This is a genomic window from Mesorhizobium sp. WSM4807 (assembly GCF_055811615.1).
Window position 1 is genome coordinate 167,114 of sequence record NZ_JBVVQY010000008.1, and the last position, 17,083, is coordinate 184,196.

At 58.9% G+C, this 17,083-nt stretch carries 9 protein-coding genes and 8 pseudogenes; 12 read left to right on the forward strand and 5 right to left on the reverse strand.

Features of this window, described 5'->3' with window-relative positions:
* Positions 1–124: 124 nt before the first annotated feature.
* Positions 125–663, forward strand: a pseudogene (locus tag AC0L3N_RS13210) (IS1595 family transposase); the annotation flags it as partial.
* 480 nt (positions 664–1,143) lie between these two features.
* Positions 1,144–1,920: a TIM barrel protein gene (locus AC0L3N_RS13215; protein WP_473548078.1), complete on the forward strand. Its 777-nt coding sequence runs from the start codon at positions 1,144–1,146 to the stop codon at positions 1,918–1,920.
* A 14-nt stretch (positions 1,921–1,934) separates the two neighbouring features.
* On the opposite strand, the pseudogene AC0L3N_RS13220 reads toward AC0L3N_RS13215, so the two are convergent.
* Positions 1,935–2,265: pseudogene (locus AC0L3N_RS13220) on the reverse strand (type 2 periplasmic-binding domain-containing protein); the annotation flags it as partial.
* A 103-nt stretch (positions 2,266–2,368) separates the two neighbouring features.
* On the opposite strand from AC0L3N_RS13220, the pseudogene AC0L3N_RS13225 reads away from it, so the two are divergent.
* A pseudogene (locus AC0L3N_RS13225) lies at positions 2,369–2,790 on the forward strand (Ros/MucR family transcriptional regulator); the annotation flags it as partial.
* Between the two features lie 81 nt (positions 2,791–2,871).
* On the opposite strand, the gene AC0L3N_RS13230 reads toward AC0L3N_RS13225, so the two are convergent.
* Complete coding sequence (locus AC0L3N_RS13230) at positions 2,872–3,660, reverse strand: hypothetical protein (protein WP_473548087.1); 789 nt, start codon at positions 3,658–3,660, stop codon at positions 2,872–2,874.
* A 551-nt stretch (positions 3,661–4,211) separates the two neighbouring features.
* Between AC0L3N_RS13230 and AC0L3N_RS13235 the strand changes: the two genes are divergently transcribed.
* Positions 4,212–6,542, forward strand: coding sequence for an NACHT domain-containing protein (locus tag AC0L3N_RS13235; RefSeq protein ID WP_473547982.1), 2,331 nt, complete (start codon positions 4,212–4,214; stop codon positions 6,540–6,542).
* A gap of 267 nt (positions 6,543–6,809) precedes the next feature.
* Here AC0L3N_RS13235 and AC0L3N_RS13240 read toward each other — a convergent pair whose 3' ends face one another.
* Positions 6,810–6,953 (reverse strand): hypothetical protein, encoded by a 144-nt coding sequence (locus AC0L3N_RS13240; RefSeq protein WP_473547983.1) that lies wholly within the window; start codon positions 6,951–6,953, stop codon positions 6,810–6,812.
* A gap of 894 nt (positions 6,954–7,847) precedes the next feature.
* Between AC0L3N_RS13240 and AC0L3N_RS13245 the strand changes: the two genes are divergently transcribed.
* The 8 genes and pseudogenes from AC0L3N_RS13245 to AC0L3N_RS13280 all read left to right on the forward strand — a co-directional run.
* Positions 7,848–8,900, forward strand: a complete 1,053-nt coding sequence (locus AC0L3N_RS13245; protein WP_473548079.1) for an ABC transporter substrate-binding protein — start codon at positions 7,848–7,850, stop codon at positions 8,898–8,900.
* Positions 8,901–8,931: 31 nt separating this feature from the next.
* A complete protein-coding gene (locus AC0L3N_RS13250; RefSeq protein WP_473547985.1) occupies positions 8,932–9,813 on the forward strand; it encodes an ABC transporter permease in 882 nt (293 codons plus the stop codon).
* Positions 9,789–10,535 (forward strand): ABC transporter ATP-binding protein, encoded by a 747-nt coding sequence (locus AC0L3N_RS13255; protein WP_473547986.1) that lies wholly within the window; start codon positions 9,789–9,791, stop codon positions 10,533–10,535. Before AC0L3N_RS13250 ends, AC0L3N_RS13255 begins: the two co-directional genes overlap by 25 nt.
* A 52-nt stretch (positions 10,536–10,587) precedes the next feature.
* A pseudogene (locus tag AC0L3N_RS13260) lies at positions 10,588–11,932 on the forward strand (LLM class flavin-dependent oxidoreductase).
* A gap of 659 nt (positions 11,933–12,591) precedes the next feature.
* Positions 12,592–13,279: pseudogene (locus AC0L3N_RS13265) on the forward strand (B3/B4 domain-containing protein).
* Between the two features lie 59 nt (positions 13,280–13,338).
* Positions 13,339–13,977, forward strand: coding sequence for a LysE family translocator (locus AC0L3N_RS13270; RefSeq protein WP_077378777.1), 639 nt, complete (start codon positions 13,339–13,341; stop codon positions 13,975–13,977).
* Positions 13,978–13,994: 17 nt separating this feature from the next.
* Positions 13,995–14,258 (forward strand): annotated as a pseudogene (locus AC0L3N_RS13275) (dihydrodipicolinate synthase family protein); the annotation flags it as partial.
* 323 nt (positions 14,259–14,581) lie between these two features.
* Positions 14,582–15,122, forward strand: a pseudogene (locus AC0L3N_RS13280) (IS6 family transposase); the annotation flags it as partial.
* 4 nt (positions 15,123–15,126) lie between these two features.
* On the opposite strand, the gene glmM reads toward AC0L3N_RS13280, so the two are convergent.
* Complete coding sequence (gene glmM / locus AC0L3N_RS13285) at positions 15,127–16,479, reverse strand: phosphoglucosamine mutase (RefSeq protein WP_473548080.1); 1,353 nt, start codon at positions 16,477–16,479, stop codon at positions 15,127–15,129.
* Positions 16,480–16,962: 483 nt separating this feature from the next.
* Positions 16,963–17,079: pseudogene (locus AC0L3N_RS13290) on the reverse strand (dihydrodipicolinate synthase family protein); the annotation flags it as partial.
* Positions 17,080–17,083: the final 4 nt, after the last annotated feature.

Consider the following 17,083-nt stretch of genomic DNA (forward strand, 5'->3'; position numbering starts at 1 on the left):
CGGTCAAGCCGCGCGGACCATTTCGCCGTTCTCGTGATTGTCGTTCGCCATGCCGGGATACCATTGCCGGAAGGTCGATCGCAGGGAGCCATCGAGGGTCTGCCGGAGAGTTCAGATGTTGGCCATGGTGCAGCGGCCGACAGACGTCACGACCGGCGCTCCGGCCGGTGACGCGCGTGCCGCGGTCGTGACCGGTCTCTCAGCGCGAGCAGCGAACGCGTCATTGAAGCGCAGATCGAGTCGAGAGCTCATTTGATGAGCGACGAGTGGAAAGCATTCATGGCCATTGGTGAGAGCTTTGCCAAACACGAGACCGTGAAGCATTCCAGTGGTGAGTATGTTCGCGATGCCGTCCACGTCAATTCGGTAGAGGGCTTCAACTCCCGCGTCCGCCGTACCATCGCCGGCGTCTTTCATCATATCAGCCCGCAGCATGCCGACCTGTATTTCCACGAGGTTGGCTTCCGATGGTCACAGCGCGTGGTATCCGGGAGCGCCGTTCGGAAAACCCGGCATGGTCGAGAAGTCTTGAGGACCATCTGGTCGCGCGTACAGCCGGCGCTGCAGCTACTGAGCGTTTTTCGCGCCGCCACGGGGCGTCAGATGCGCCGAAGCCTGGGTGGAGGAATCATCATCAAATCAACCGTAGCTGCCTTTGGTTGATAAATGCCTCGTACGATCTTGAGCAGTTCTTGTTCCGACCCCATCATGCGAAGATCGTGTGACTGTCCAAGTTTTGGCAAAACGAGAGGCATCCCACAGATGGGGCACTCGGCTGCTGCGGGTCACCTTCGACGACAGTCACACTTACTGATCTCGATTTGATTGTTGAACCTCGGTCTTAAGAGCAGCAGTGCTGACCCCAAGCTCCTTAACCGATGTCGAAATGAGTTTGGCCGCATCGCACGCGCAAGCGGAGCACCCTGGCCAGCCATTGTGCTCCAATCCGTGCTGTTTGCTCTCACAACCGCCTGGAAAAACCTGAGGTCGGCGCTGTTCATCAGCCATCTCCTTTTCAGATGAAAAACATCTGATCTAATCGTTTGTCTTAAGTCAAGTGTCGCAATAGTAGAGAGATTTCCGGGAACATTGAAGGAAAGCCAAGCCATGCGCCAAGCAGCGCCCCGCTTTGCACTCGATCACATGGCGACGTCCGGACTTGACGTCAGGGCACTTTTCGCTGTTGCCCGTGACCAGGGCCTGACCGATGTCCAGATCCGCAGCCAACAGCGCAGCAATGCTATTGCACGCGGCATGCCGGCGGCGGACGTCCGGGCTGCCGCCGCCGAAGCAGGCATTGGGATTATTTCCATCAATGCCTTGCAGCGCTTCAACGAGTGGACTCCCGCCCGCAAGACCGAGGCGAGCAAGCTCGCCGATTATGCGGCGGCCTGCGGAGCCAAGACGCTCATGCTGTTGCCGGTCAACGATGGCTCCTGGCCCGCCAATGGCGAGCGCCGGGGCGATCTCCGCTTTGCCTTGAAGGCGCTCAAGCCGATCCTCCAGTCGCGCGGCCTGATCGGTCTCATCGAGCCGCTGGGCTTCCAGACCTGCTCGCTTCGATCGAAGAACGAAGCGGCTAAGGCCATTGCCGCCATTGATGGCCAGTCCGTCTTCCGCCTCGTGCACGACACGTTTCATCACACGCTCGCCGGGGAGCCGTTCTTCTCCTGCGAACTGACCGGTCTGGTGCACATTTCAAGCGTGAACGATCCGATCCACTGGATCTACCCGGATCGCGTCCTAGTAGGTTCCGACAATGGCAGCCAGATCCGGGCGCTGCTTGATGGCGGTTATGCGGGCCCCTTCTCATTCGCACCGTTTGTCGACGCAGCCCACCCGCTGGACGATCTCGCAGGCGCACATGCCGCGAGCATCGATCTAGTCCGACAAGGGCTATTGACGCGAATGGCGGCGTGAGATGCGGGAGTAAGTCAGGGGTGCACGCGACCCTTTTTGGCGTCCCGCGGAGAAGTCATTCGAGACGCCTCCTGTAACAATATCTCTCGCATCCAGATGCTTGCGGCATCACTGTTGTGAAGGGCGGGCCATTGGAGGGCCTCGGTAAATGCGGGAAGCGGCAGCGGAAGTTCGATGATCCGCAGCGGGAAGGTTTTCTTGAAATGCTCAACCAGCCGGAAGGGCATGGTCGCTATACGAGCTGTGCCTGAGACCATCGGCCGGATCATGCTAAACGCCTGCACGATAACCTCGACACGTCTCTTGAGGCCATGCTCAAGAAAAAAACCGCTCCTCGATGGAGGGCTTCAGCTCGGACCCTGAGTAGTGCGATTGGCGATCCAACAAACTTGCAGAACATATCCGCTGCGTGGGGACTCTTTGATTTGCGATACCAGGAGCAGACACCTTGACAGAACAAGACGAGGCTCAGAGCGCCGATCTCGTCGGGCTGACGGCCGACATTGTCTCTGCAAATGTGAGTCAGAACCCGTGCCAGTCTCGGGCCTGCCTAACCTTATTGCTTCAATTCATTCATCGCTTTCAGGCCTCGGACGACCGATCGTGGCGGAGCAACCCAAGCAGGAGCCAGCGGTCAACTCCAAAAGATCGGTGACGCCGGATTTCATCGTCTGTCTCGAGGACGGAAAAAAGTTCAAGTCGCTCAAGCGCCACATCGGCGTTCACTATGGTCTGACGCCAGACGAATACCGCGAGAAATGGAGCCTTCCGCGCGATTACCCGATCGTCGCGCCGAATTACGCGGCCCAACGGTCGGCGCTGGCGAAGTCCGGCGGACTTGGACGAAAGCCCGCAGCGAACCCGGCGCCAAAGGGGTTGCCAAACGGTTCACGGGATTTGGTGCTGCGCCGAGCAGCACCTGCTCGGCAGGTTCCATTCTTCGGGAAGAGGTCAGCCGTAGAGCAGCTTGGCGCAGTCGATCGATTTGAGCACCTCTGCGTACGTCTGCGCGAAACCTGGCAAACGCCCGCGCTGAAGGTCGATGAAACCCGAATACGTCCTTTGCATCTGACAGAAAGCCTCGTCGAAACTGTAGTGCCACGTCGCGGCGTCGCATTCCTTTTTGTTGAGGCACTCGGCGGCCGTCTCGAAGGCGTAGACGAGCGAAGTTGCGGCATCCTTGAATTGAGGCTTGGCACCAAGCACAGTAACCGCCTGATTCTGCCGCGCCTCGACCAGCTGCCCGAGCTTTGCCGGATCGGCCTTTGCCGATACGATCATGTCGATGGAGGGTTTCACGCCAGCCAACGCCGGCGTGAGCTGCTTGTACAACGGGTCTGCTTTTTCATTGAAGGCCGCTTCGGCGGATTTGGCCAAGGCAATACCCTTTTCGTTGTTCTTGAGGTCAGCGACCTTTGTCCAGGCCTCCTCAATTTTCACAAAACCGTCGGCCGCAAAGACCACGCCGCTGAAGACGGAACCAACGGCAAGACCGATCGCCAGAAAGGCAGCTTTGGTCTTGAGGGCGACGGGCATGGCGTCCCCCGCCCAAGCGCTCTTTTGCATGTCCGGCGGAAAATGCACCTTCGCCCTGACGGCCCGACGCTTCCGCGGACCCGAGCGATCTGCCGAGCGCATGTCCGGCGGGAAATGCGCCTTCGCTTTGAGCTTCCGCCCGGTCTTTGCAGCGCGTGCAGGCTTCTGCGGCTCTTTCTGATACGCAGTTTCGCCGCTGTTCATTTCGACGGCCGACTTAGCCATGTAAGGCTCCTCACCAACCTATGGGCGTTGACCTGAGCGGGGGACAACGACCAGATCGCGTTCATGCCGCTCACGACTTTGCGAGATCTGAGGTAAGGATCGCTCGCGGCTTTCTTCAAGTAGCGGAAGTGCCACGGATTTGACTTCTTTGGCTAACTACAAGTTAATGTTGCAAAATTAGAAAGAAAGAATTTTTGAGCCGCTTCAGCGCAACAGGTAACCGCCTGTGTCGGGAAGGTTGTTTTTCGGCGCAGAAAATGTAATCCCTTTACTCAAGAATTCTATTCACGTCGCACCGATTCATAGCCAAGATGCATGCTCGAGTGCGGATCAAGACATGCCTGCTGCTGGTGAGGGTAGGTTGTGACCACGCTCCGCAGGCGTTCCCCTTTGCAACGAAATTCTCCTGAAAAGAAAAGCGCCTGGTGACGGACTGACCGGTGTTGCGAACGTCTCGGCCGGCTGGCACCGCCGCATCGCTCTTGGATAGCCGCTCTACAGCGACGGTAAACTAGCGCGGATAGGCCGATATGCCTCATCATCGCCGCAACAAAACAATCAAGCCCGACGTCCGGCGCCCCGAATCAGTACATACCAACCGATTAGTCGACAATCGCGAGATGGACATCGTCATTGAAAATGACAACGAATTCATACTGATTGAATGCACGACTGAGCGGTCCAAAAAGAAGGCCGAGCATGACATAGCCAAGATCCGAGCTGCAAGGCGGAGCCTGGTTGGGGACCTGGAGACCAAGCGTGTTCTTGGCTATTTCGTCACTCAAGGAGAGCCAACGGCGGAAATCCACAAAGTCGCAGAAGATAATGGCAGCTGGATCGAAGCATGCGCGTTCCCAACTTTCATCAACCGGTTCAACTGTAGCTCGACCTACCTCATCGAGCGAAGGAAGCGCCAATTCGGCAGCGTGCGGAACCCGGCTAACGACACAATCCACTTGGAACGAAGCAGCTACGTCCAGGTCCCGTTTCGAAACTATGACACGAAGCAGGAAAGAACGTTAGAAAGTATTATCGACGATATTCGTCAAAAGAAACGGACAAGGATCGTTGTTACCGGTGATTTTGGCGTTGGCAAAAGTATGACGTACAGGGAAATCTTCTTTCGCTTGTCTGAGCAATACGAATACGGCGAAACATTTCGATTTCCCATATACATAAACCTCAATGATGCCGCGTTTGATGAGAGCGACGATTTCGTTGATCTGCTGGAGCGTCATGCCAAGTGGCTGGGCCTTCGCTCAGAGCGAGAAAAACTGGTTCACGCTTGGACTTCCGACTGTTGCATCATTATACTTGATGGATTCGATGAGCTAATCAGAGCTGGCTTTACGCGCCTCACAACCTCATCGAATGACATTCGCTACGCGTCCTCACACATAATCAGATCTGCAATTGCTGAATCTCCCAAGGCGACACCTATATTCCTTTCAGGGCGCCAGAGTTACTTTTCAAGCTTCGAGGAGATGCGCCAGTGCCTTAGCGCACGGGACTTCTCACACGTTTCTCTTCATGACTTCCATGAGAGCGAGGTGAGATCCCTGTTCAGAAAGATCAATCCGAAGATCGCCGATCCTGTGGTTATGGAATGGCTTCCTCAGAGACCGCTCCTTCTTTCGTACATATATTTCGAACTCGGCCCCTCTCTGTCGTCCGACAACGAGCTGCTCAACCCTCTGTCGCCGGGCAATGGCTGGAACATTCTGTTGGAGAGGCTCTGCACACGCGAGACCAATGTTGCGCGAGGCGCCGAGCCCAAACAGATTCGCCGGCTTCTGGAGAGAATTGCGCTCTTCGCGAGGACCAACATCTCTGACCCTGGCAGGGTGACGAGCCTGCATGTGGCAGACGCATATCGAGACGTAATGCTGATGGAACCCGACATCTCCGTGCAGCAGGTGTTGATGCGGTTTCCAGGACTGACTTCAGGGCATGCAAATGAGGAGCGTGGGTTTATCGATACCGGCATCTTCGACGCGGCACAGGCCGGAACAATCGTTGAAGCGATAGAGGCATTGGCAAGCAAGAGCGGTGAATACTTGCGATCCGATGTGGTTCTACGGCTGATGCGGCCGCTACTACGCACGCAGCAGGCAATATCATTTCTGACAGCTCAGGTCGTCAACTCGATCCTCCGGAAGGAGAATATATCGGCGTTGTTGAGTATTGCCGTGCAGGAGGCGATGGCAGACGACGGGCTCGCCACAGGCAATCTGATTGCAGATTTTTTGGTTTGTGCGTCGTTGGAGCCGGACCTGCTCAAGAGGGAACTCAGGAACGTCCGTGTCGGTGCAGCACATATCCCAGAGATCGAAATTACAAAGGAGCTCTTGGGAGGGCGAAAGATTCAGTTCGAGGATTGCACCTTTGACATATTGGAGCTCTCGATCGATGCGTATCTCATTTCCAACCTGGAATTCAGGCGCTGCAGGGTAGGTCGATTGGTTTTCTCGTTAGATACGGCAGAGTCCTTGGACCGCTGTGGTCTCGGTCAGCAGTATGTCGAGGAACGGGTCCTTGTCGACGCCACGAACGCCGATATCATGGATATGGCGATACCCGACAGCCTGAAGGCGCTTAAGATCATACTGCGCAAACTCTTCTATCAGAAAGGCTCAGGCCGGAAGAAGGGAGCTTTTTTCAGGGGTATGCGCGGGATCGACAGTGACACGATCGAGCAATGTTTGTCTGCTCTTCTGAGACACGGCATCGCCTATGTTGTCGGCCTTCCGCAATCGGACGAATCGGTTTGGCACCCGAATCGCGCGCACTATAAGCGTGCGTCGTTTTTGGCCGACACTTTGACGATCCCGGACGATTCCCTGGTTAAAGAAATTCTCTAGTTGCCCGCTCTCCTTTCTCTGTGCGGTAGGTTTGATATTATGATGAATTGTCCGGGTCGCGGTCGATTCCACTCGACCAACCTATTTCGGCGTTTCAGAATGTATAAAAGTTATCTGCCACTGATCGGCAATGGGGATCGCGGCCGGACAAATCTGGGCAACAAAAATCAGATGCGCGGTTTCCGCATCTGTGCGGATCAATCGATTAAGGGGTATCAGTGCTTATATTTGCGGTTGAAGAGGCCGAGGGCGCCGGCAAGCGTTGCATCACTTGTCGAAGTTTCGCCATATAAACAAGCCTGATTCACAAAGGATGATTGCCGCGCTGGAGGCGCGAAGCGCCCGCTCCGGCTGGCACGCCTTGTCCGCCATGATGACGTTTTTCTCGCTCAGTTCTTCCTGTATGGTCATAGCCTCGAGAGCCCCTCACGGCTCGTCGAGCAGCCGTATCTCCGGCTGCACCATCAGCGCCAGCGCGACGCACGCAGGGTTTCTCATCTGCTGCGCGCTTCGCCAGGCGCACAGCAGACAGCGAGGCCGCTACGGCCGCAAAAAACCCGCGACGGCGGCTCAATTCCGGGACCGGTCCGCCATTTTTGGTAGGTGATCCGTGCAAATGCGTGGCGTGGATCACCCCAGCTATCTCGTGGCCGCCCCATTGCCAACGTCCTCTTTTCAGCCGGCCGAGCCTCCCAATCGCCGGACCAATGATGACGATCCCCTCTGAATTTTTTGAAGAGCCTGACGGTCTGCGCCGTCTTACCGTTGTTCCGGCTTTGCCATAGCCTTCTCTGCCGCGCAGGCGGAAAAGTGCTATGACTCTACCGTGTAATGGCCTTGGAAAATACGACGGCTGGACCACAATGATGAGGTTTTAGGCTGAAGACTTTTCAGATAAACCCCCAAAAAGGAAACAGCAGCTCTTCCGGTCCTTACGAGCCCGGCCGTTCCTATCGGCCGGTAATCACCGCAGGCCTGTCCTTCCACGACCGGAGCCGAAGCGATTTTTCTGCTAGCAGCTTCACGCTGGGTCCTGTTCCAAGCCGAAGCTCGCTGGCAAGGCGCATAGGGCATCAGGAACCGCTTTTGGCGACGACGGAGTTGGCGCCGGTTAGAAACGCCAGCTGCTCTGCAGCGCCCCAAGCCGCCTGTTGTTGGGCGGCCCGTGCTCCAAATGAGCATTGGAGGCGAACAGCGTTTCCTTTGAGTGGCAAAGAACAGCATCCAATACTTTTATAGTCTACCAAATCTCTGGAGATACTAGCAGCGAATTCGGAGCCTTCCCAAAACTGGAGCAAGACGATGGTGTTAGCTGTGGAGAGATTTTCAAGAAGGAGGTTTGGTGGGTTCGTAACCGCGTTCGCAGTAGGCTTGGTCGCTTCTTTCTCCCCCCTCATTGCCCAGGCGGGTAGTCCGGACGCTGGCAAACCGCCGACCAAAATCCCGGCGGGCACTGTGCTTCGTATCGGCGATCCCGAGACGCAAAGGGCACTGGAACTCTCCGGCCTGATCGACCAACTGCCGTTCGAGGTCCAATGGGCCAATATCAGCGGCGGTCCACAGACAATCGAAGCCTTTCGCGCCAACGCATTGGACGTCGGATCTGTTGCCGACATTCCACCCATCCACGCGACCTGGACGGGGCTCAAGGTCAAGATCATTGCCGCGAAGTTCCGCAATGATCCGGTTGCGCACCCGATCTATCAACTCGGCATTGCACCGGGAGTCGAGGTCAGGACGCTCGCGGATTTGCGCGGCAAACGGATTGCTTTCAGCCCCGGTCAGGCACAAGGCGCGCTGGTGTTGAGGGTCCTGCAGGCCGCCAGCCTGGAAAAGGAGGATGTAGATCTCATCGAACTGCCCAGCAAAGGCGATGCCTATCCGGTGGCACTCTCCGGCAGGCAAGTCGACGTCGCGCCGATCTCGGGCGTCCTCATTAAGCGCTACCTGCGCCAGTATGGCGCCGACGGCGCTGCCACCATCCCGCACGGCTTGCGCGATGATCCAGCCCATCTCTATGCCCCACAAGCCGTGCTTGACGACCCGGCCAAAGCCGCCGCTCTCGGCGAATATGTGCGCTACTGGGCGCTAGCCGCCCGTTGGGTGGAAGAGCATCCCAAGGAGTGGATCGAGGGGTACTACGTCGCCACCCAGGGCCTCAACACAGAAGATGGCCAGTATCTGGTCGACGCTGATGGTCAGTTCGACATCCCCTCCGACTGGAACGACGTGATCGTGCGCCAGCAGGCGACGATCGATCTTTTGGCCAAGGAGTTGAACAAGCCCGCGATCAAGGCCGAGGACCTGTTCGACAGGCGCTTCGAGGCGATCGCCACAAACGCGCTGAACGCCTCCTGACGCCTGCTTCCCGAGACCGGAGACGACACCGATGAACGCATTCTCCAACACCGCCGCAGTTGCCCCCAACATTCCCTACCCATCGGATGAAAGGGTGCTGATTTCGCCTGCGGCCGAGCCCCGCAAGACCGGGACGAGGCGTCGCTTGGCGCTTGGGCGAACGATCCCGTTTGGCGCGCTGATCGGGCCTGTACTTCTTCTTGTGATCTGGTCCATCGGCAGTATCGCCGGCCTGATCGATCCTAGAACGCTGCCGGCGCCTTGGTCGGTTGTCGGCACCGCCATCGATCTCATCGCCGAAGAGAAGCTTCAGCATCATTTGATAACGTCTGCCTGGCGGGCAGCACAGGGGCTGGTGTTCGGAGTCCTGATCGGGACGATCCTTGCTCTCATTTCAGGTTTGTCGCGGCTTGGTGAGGCCATCATCGACGGCCCCGTTCAGATCAAGCGGGCGATACCGACGCTCGCTCTGATCCCGCTGCTGATGCTGTGGTTCGGCATCGGCGAGGGCATGAAGGTGACGGCCATCGCGCTGGCTGTCCTGATCCCGATCTACATCCAGACCCACAGCAGCTTGCGCAGCATAGACAGCCGTTATGTCGAACTGGCCCAGACCTTGCGAATGGGCTACGGCGAATTCATCCGCGAGGTCATCCTGCCCGGCGCCCTTCCTGGGTTCTTCCTTGGCCTGCGTTTCGCGGTGACCTATGCTTGGCTGTCTCTGGTGGTGGTCGAACAGGTCAATGCCACCAGCGGCATCGGCTACATGATCGATCTCGCGCGCAACTACGGCCAGACCGACATCATCATCGTCGGCCTCGTCGTCTACGCATTGCTCGGGCTTGTCTCCGACGGCATCGTCCGCTTCTTCCAGGAAAGGTCACTGTCATGGCGTCGCACCTTGGCGGATTGAGCGGCGCTCCCGTGGTGCGGGTCGAGAGCCTTGTGAGACGTTTCGGGCCGCGAACCATCCTCGACGGCCTCAGCCTCGACATCGAGAAGGGGGAGTTCGTCGCGCTTCTCGGCCGTAGCGGGTCGGGCAAGAGTACATTGTTGCGCGCTCTCGCCGATCTCGACGGCAAAGTCTCCGGCTCCGGCCGACTCGAAACACCCGACAAGAAATCGGTGGTGTTCCAGGATGCCCGACTGTTGCCATGGAAACGAGTGCTGGAGAATGTGGTTCTTGGCCTCGACCTGCCGGACGCCGTCGAACGCGGACGGGTAGCTCTCGAAGAGGTGGGCCTGAGCGGCCGCGAAAACGCATGGCCGGTCCAACTCTCTGGTGGCGAGCAGCAGCGGGTGGCATTGGCGCGCTCGCTTGTTCGTGATCCTGAGCTGCTGCTAGCGGACGAGCCGTTCGGCGCACTGGACGCGCTGACCCGCCTTCGCATGCACGATCTGCTGCGCCAGCTCTGCGCCCGTCACCAGCCGGCCGTTCTGCTGGTCACCCATGATGTGGACGAAGCCGTGACGCTGGCGGACCGGGTTTTGGTGCTCGACAATGGCGCGATCGTCGCCGACATCGCAATCGATGTCCCCACGCCACGCGATCATGGCGATCGCCGGTTCGGCGAGATCCGCTCCGAACTTCTGCGTCATCTCGGCGTCAAGACAAAACCTGTGCTGCCCGTCTGAGCGGCCCCCCAAGACCTGTCGCTCAGCATCACCACCCAGGAGGACCAACTAGATGCCCGCCGAAAAACGACAGTTGAACCTCAACTTCTTCATCTATCCTGGCGGCCACCATGAAGCCGGCTGGCGCTACAAGGATTCCGCCCCCGAGAGAGTGCTGGATATCGCCTATTATCAGGGTCTGGCGAAAAAGGCCGAGGCAAGCAAATTCGACGCGCTGTTCTTTGCCGATGGGCCTGCGCTTGCCGACAACATTCGCTACGCAAGCCGCTTCAGACTGGAGCCGCTGACATGGATTTCGGCTCTCGCTGCTGTGACGGAACGCATCGGCTTCATCGCCACGGCTCGACCACCTACAACGAACCCTACAACCTGGCCCGGCTGTTTGCTTCTGTTGATCATCTAAGCGGCGGGCGCGCCGGCTGGAATATTGTCACCACGGGCGATGCGTCCGCAGCGTCGAATTTCGGCTTTGACCGGCATCCAACTCACGCCGATCGTTACGAGCGCGCCGGCGAGTTCGTTGACGTGGTGACGAAGCTCTGGGACAGCTGGGAGGACGACGCGCTCGTCTCGGACCGGGAGTCCGGATCTTTGCCGACACTGACAAGATCCACCCAATCAACCACATCGGCAAATATCATCGGGTGAAGGGACCGCTCACGCTTCCGCGCTCGCCGCAGGGGCGTCCGGTCTACGTGCAGGCAGGTTCGTCGCAAGACGGACGGTCATTCGCAAGCCGCTATGCCGAGGCGATATTCACAGCACATCAGACACTCGGGAACGCGCAGGAATTTTACGCTGACATCAAAGCGCGCGTGAAGTCGGTTGGCCGCAACCCTGACCACGCCAAGGTCTTGCCCGGCATCAGCCCCTTCATCGGTTCCACCGAGGCGGAAGCCCGCGCGCTGCATGACGAGTTCAATGAGCTGACGCAGCCGGAATATTCTCTTCACCAGCTGCGCCGCATCGTAGACGCCGACTTTTCCAGCTACGATCTGGACGGGCCATTTCCGCGCGAGCTTATCCGCATCGAGGGCGAGCGTGGTGCAAGCAGCCGCTTCCACGTCGTACTCGACATCATCGAGCGCGAGAATCCAACCATCCGGCAGTTGCTCCACCGCCTCGCCGGGGCGCGCGGCCATTGGGTCCAGGCCGGGACGCCCGAACAAATCGCCGACAAGATCCAGGAATGGTTCGACAATGGTGCCGCGGACGGCTTCAATATCATGCCGCCCTATCTGCAGGGCGGGTTCGACATATTCGCCGAGGAGGTGGTGCCGATCTTGCGCAAGCGCGGACTTTTCCGGCACGACTATGACGGGGCAACGCTGAGGGACCATTTCGGTCTGCCGCGCCCGGAAAATACGTTCCGCCGGCCACAAAAGGCGACCGCCTGAGCTACCTTCGCATTGGGCATTCAACCTAAAAGCGTTACGCCAACACCATATGGCTTCCTGCCGGGCCATCGTATCCCCAATCTGTCGCGATGCGTGAGTAAGGCGGTGTTCATCGCCTTTCGCCAGGGGGCTGTTGGAAAGTCCGCTGACGCGACATCCCCGTAGCGGAAATCGAACTTAAGCGGCGGCCTCCCGGCGGTGCTGTTCGACGGCAGAGCCATCGCACGAGTTGCATAGGCTGAGAGTTGGCGCGCGGCCATCCCCGAACCGTCGGCCGGGGTGACCTGGCTCGGCCGCCCTGCGGCCGCAACCGACGCTTTCCGTCCCTGCTGCCCAGACACAGCCCTCCGAAATGAGTTGGTCGAATGCGGCGGTCACAGTCTCCTCGAAACACCCAGTTCTTCCGCAAGCGAGCGACTTGAAGGTAGAGCGTCACCGACACCGTCCACTCACGCCTCGATCTGCTTGACCAAGGATTTATAAATTCGACGCGTCGCTCCCGTCCTGCGAGACCCTCCTTATACTGGACCGATGAAAATCTACCAAAAGTGGCAGTTTAACTTGGGCCAGTGAACTGCAATATGGCTTGCAGTCAAGGAAGCGGTCGTGGCTGGGCGCGCCGCATGGATTGCTTGCGCTTCAATTATGGAGTTGCCTGGATGTTTGACGGTCCCATCATCGACGGTCGAATTAAGAATATTGCATCGGGATTTAGAGCCGTGAGCGTCCACGTCGATGCCACTTCAGCTGGAGAAGGACGTTTCGATTCCCGATTGCTTGCTGAAGCCTGCGATTGCGTGTTGGCGGGTGGCCCGGCTTGGGCAGAAGCTCATCTGGCGAGCTGGTCCGACGCCTACGTCCTCTTCGGCGCGAAGCCTAACCGCACGCCGTGCTCAGCCCAGGCCCTCAGAAAGCGGGTTCTGAAAGACGGCACCCTTCCGACGATCAACCCAGTCGTCGATCTCTACAACGCCGTCAGCCTGAAATACGCAATCCGGTGGGCGGAGAGAACTACGACGCCTATGTCGGGAGACTCTTCCTGACGATCGCGGACGGGACTGAGACATTCGACACTCTGATGAACGGGGAGGCAGTCGACGATCCTCCCCTATTGGGAGAGGTCATCTGGCGCGACGACATTGGCGTCACCTGCAGAGCTGGAACTGGCGACAAGGAACTCGAACCCGCCTGGAGGCCGCAACAGGCCGGATATGGTTCATATTGGAGGCGTTGGAAACCATGCCCGACGAAGCGCTGGCGGAGGCGACGGATTCCTCGGTCGAAGGGCTGAACGCGTTGATGCCGGGCTGCAGGATCGTCAGCCAAGCTATCGCCATCACCAAATGACGTTTCCGGTCGAGCGGTCGCATTTATTGATTTGAATGAGAATTTCAAGGGCTCCGAGAATGAATGTCGATCTCCATCAGTTGCTCATTGTCTTTGCTGCATATGTCATTGCCGCGGGAAGCCCGGGCCCCAGCAACATGCGCATCATGGGCGTGGCGATGGCTCGCGGCAGAGGTGCTGCGCTCATGCTCGCCTCGGGCGTCGTCAGCGGCTCGATCTTCTGGGGTCTGATGGCCTCGACCGGCATCTCCGCCCTGTTGGCCAGGTACGCCCAGGCACTGCTCGTTCTGCAGATTTTCGGCGGCCTCTACCTGCTATTCCTCGCCTTCAGGGCGGGACGGTCGGCGCTTACGTCGAACGAGAAGCTGGCGGCACGCGCGTCGGCCGACGAAGTCGCTCTTTCACGGGGTGAGCTCTATAGAAGGGGCCTCTTGATGCATTTGGCGAACCCAAAATCCGTGCTGGCATGGATCGCGCTCGTCACGCTGGGGATCGGCCCGAATTCGTCGTGGCAGAGCATCGCGGCGATATTGGGCGGCTGTGCCGTCCTAAGTGTCACGATCTTCTGCGGCTACGCCATTGTCTTCTCCACACCGCCGATGGTGGCTCTGTATCGCCGCTGTCGCCGCTGGATCGAAAGTCTGCTGGCGATCTTCTTCGCGTTCGCCGGGCTGCGCATGCTGCTTTCCCGTATGTAGTTTCGAAAAGATAGATGATGACTTTGTTTCGTGGCCTGTCGGCGTTCCCCCTCACGCCAACCGATACGGAAGGGCATGTCGACACCGAGGTACTGGCTCGTTTTCTCGAGCGCATTCACCACGCGGGAGCAGACTCCATCGGGCTGCTCGGAAGCACGGGCGGCTATGCTTACCTCACGAGGGAGCAAAGGAAGCGTGCCGTCCAGGCTGCCGTGGAATGCATCGGCGGCAAAACGCCTCTTGTCGTGGGGGTGGGTGCATTTCGTACCGACGAAGCTCAGCGCACAGAATTCCTGACAGTCCCCAGCGAACACCATGCTTGATTCCCGGACTGCGGATACCAAAGCCAAAGGCGCTTTTGTCATTGCCCAAGTGACAATCCAATACGCCAACAGAGAAATCATGCCCCCGAGCACTCCGACCTTCCAGCATTTCTGCAGCGAGACCCGAACCTGCCCCCTTCGCAGATACAACGCCACCAAGGTTATCGGAATACCGTTGAAGAGGTGAGACCAGAAAGTGTAGCTTGCTGCGCTTTCGGCGCCTAAACCATCTACGACCGTATATCCGGCGATAAATACGCCCGTGCCCACCGCATACAGCATTGCTTTTGGTTCCCGGAAGCCCCCCGCGCCACGCGTTGCTGTGCGTGCGCTGGTATCTGGCCTACAATCTCGGCCTGCGCGTCCGGAGGAGATGATGGCCGAACGCGGCCTGAACGTCGACCATTCGACTGTGCACCGCTGGGTCGTCCACTTCTCGCCCCAGCTTCTGGAGCGCTTCAACGGGCAAGCGCGCCGTCACCGGCAAGTGGCACATGGACGAGACATACATCAAGATACGCGGCCAATGGATGTATCTATCGTGCCGTCGACGGCGTCGGCGACACGGTCGAGTTCTTCTTCAGCGAACACCGCGACCTGCCGGCAGCCAAGCGCTTCTTCCGGAAGGCCCTGGAGCGCCACGGCAGACCGGATCGCATCGTCATCGACGGCAGCCCGACCAATCATGAGGCGATCATTTCCCGCGACGCCGAACACCGTCTGCGGAATCGATCGCGACGAGCGCTGAAGCCGATCCGAATCCGCAAGAGCAAGTATCTCAACAATTGGATCGAGCAGGACCATCGGCGCATCAATCGCCGCACGTCTAGGCAGCGGTCTTGATCTCGGCCATGACGCCGACGATGTCGTTCACCACCGTCTCGACCAGCTTCTGGTCGTCGCCCTCGGCCATAACCCGAATCAGGGGCTCGGTGCCGGAAGGCCGGATCACTAGGCGGCCGGACTTGCCGAGCCGGTTGCGGGCATCCTCGATCGCGGCCTTGACGGGTGCCGTCTCCAGGGGCTCGCCGCTGGAAAAGCGCACATTCTTCAGGAGCTGCGGCACCGGCTCGAACTTTTTGCAGATCTCGCTGACCGGCTTGTTCTGGCGCTTGATGCAGGCCAGCACCTGCAGCGCCGAGACCAGCCCGTCGCCGGTGGTGGAGAAATCAGACAGCACGATATGGCCGGACTGCTCGCCGCCGACATTCAGCCCATGCGCGCGCATGTGCTCGACCACGTAACGGTCGCCGACCTGGGTTCGGTGAAATTGCAGGCCGGCTTCACCGAGGAAGCGTTCGAGGCCAAGATTGGACATGACGGTGGCGACGACGCCGCCGCCTGCCAGGCGGCCGCTCTGATGCCAGGATTCGGCGATCAGCGCCATAATCTGGTCGCCGTCGACGACAGCGCCGTTCTCGTCGACGATGACCATGCGGTCGGCGTCGCCATCGAGCGCTATGCCGATGTCGGCGCGCACTTCATGAACCTTCTTGGAGAGGCCCACCGGGTGCATCGAACCGCATTCCTCGTTGATGTTGAAGCCGTTCGGCTCGTTGTTGATGGTGATGACCTCGGCGCCGAGTTCCCAAAGCGCTGCCGGCGCCACCTTGTAGGCGGCGCCGTTGGCGCAATCGACCACGATGCGCAGGCCCGCCAGCGACATGGACCGCGGCAGAGTGCGCTTGGCGAATTCGATATAGCGGTCGTGCACGCCGTCCACGCGCTTGGCGCGCCCGAGCCCATCCGCGTCGGCCAGCGAAATGTCGACATCCTGGTCGAGCAGCGCCTCGATGCGCATCTCGATCTCGTCCGACAGCTTGTAGCCGTCGGGGCCGAACAGCTTGATGCCGTTATCGTAATAGGGGTTGTGCGAGGCCGAGATCATCACGCCGATATCGGCGCGCAGCGACCGCGCCAGCATGGCGACCGCCGGCGTCGGAATCGGCCCCAGCAGGAACACATCCATGCCGGCGGCACAGAAGCCCGCGACCAGCGCGTTCTCGATCATATAGCCCGACAGCCGCGTATCCTTGCCGAGCACGACGCGATGGCGATGGTGGCCGCGCTGGAACGACAGGCCGGCAGCCATGCCGACCTTCATCGCAACCTCGGCGGTCATCGGAAATTTGTTGGCCCCTCCCCGGATCCCGTCCGTTCCGAAATATCGTCTCGTCATCTTACTCAACGTGCCCATTTATTATTCACCCAAGTGTCGCCTCGTGGACATTCCCACAGGCAGCCAGTGTCCGAGTGACTGGCCGCTTGCCACTCCGCATCTTCTTTGCAGGATACCATGATTGTCAGGACGAAAGGTGTCCTTAGCTCACAATCTGGGGTGAGGACAAGAGCTGTACAAAATCTTGCGCTAAGCCCGAACGGATCGTGAAACTCATGCGGCCCGCCGGGTTGGGGTCGGTAGCCTAAGGGTTCGAAAGCCTTCGGGCATCTGATGCTCGGTGTCCCAGGTGTAGATGCCTGTCAGGTTGATATGTTCCCAACTCAGCGGCGAGATATGCTTCAACAGCGTATCTGGAATGTTTCGCCCTGGCCTGCCGGCCATCTCCCCCGCAAGGAGGGAGATTGGCAGCTTCGCCGCTGCGCCCATCTCTGCAACATTGATGATTGGCGAAAGCATTAGTGACATATAAATGCCGGTGCTGCCGAGCAGGCCGATGGAATCGACCTCAGCCGCGATCAGCCGGCTGACCAGTTTCCGTAGCGCGTCAACGTCGACCCGGCCGGAACGATCGGCGGGGGTGATCGGAAAAGCAGACAGGCCG

Excerpts from the sequence above, each read along its gene's own strand:
- AC0L3N_RS13215 (WP_473548078.1), top strand. The coding sequence starts at position 1,144 with ATGGCGACGTCCGGACTTGACGTCAGGGCACTTTTCGCTGTTGCCCGT.
- AC0L3N_RS13230 (WP_473548087.1), bottom strand. The coding sequence starts at position 3,660 with ATGAACAGCGGCGAAACTGCGTATCAGAAAGAGCCGCAGAAGCCTGCA.
- AC0L3N_RS13235 (WP_473547982.1), top strand. The coding sequence starts at position 4,212 with ATGCCTCATCATCGCCGCAACAAAACAATCAAGCCCGACGTCCGGCGC.
- AC0L3N_RS13240 (WP_473547983.1), bottom strand. The coding sequence starts at position 6,953 with ATGACCATACAGGAAGAACTGAGCGAGAAAAACGTCATCATGGCGGAC.
- AC0L3N_RS13250 (WP_473547985.1), top strand. The coding sequence starts at position 8,932 with ATGAACGCATTCTCCAACACCGCCGCAGTTGCCCCCAACATTCCCTAC.
- AC0L3N_RS13255 (WP_473547986.1), top strand. The coding sequence starts at position 9,789 with ATGGCGTCGCACCTTGGCGGATTGAGCGGCGCTCCCGTGGTGCGGGTC.
- AC0L3N_RS13270 (WP_077378777.1), top strand. The coding sequence starts at position 13,339 with ATGAATGTCGATCTCCATCAGTTGCTCATTGTCTTTGCTGCATATGTC.
- glmM (WP_473548080.1), bottom strand. The coding sequence starts at position 16,479 with ATGACGAGACGATATTTCGGAACGGACGGGATCCGGGGAGGGGCCAAC.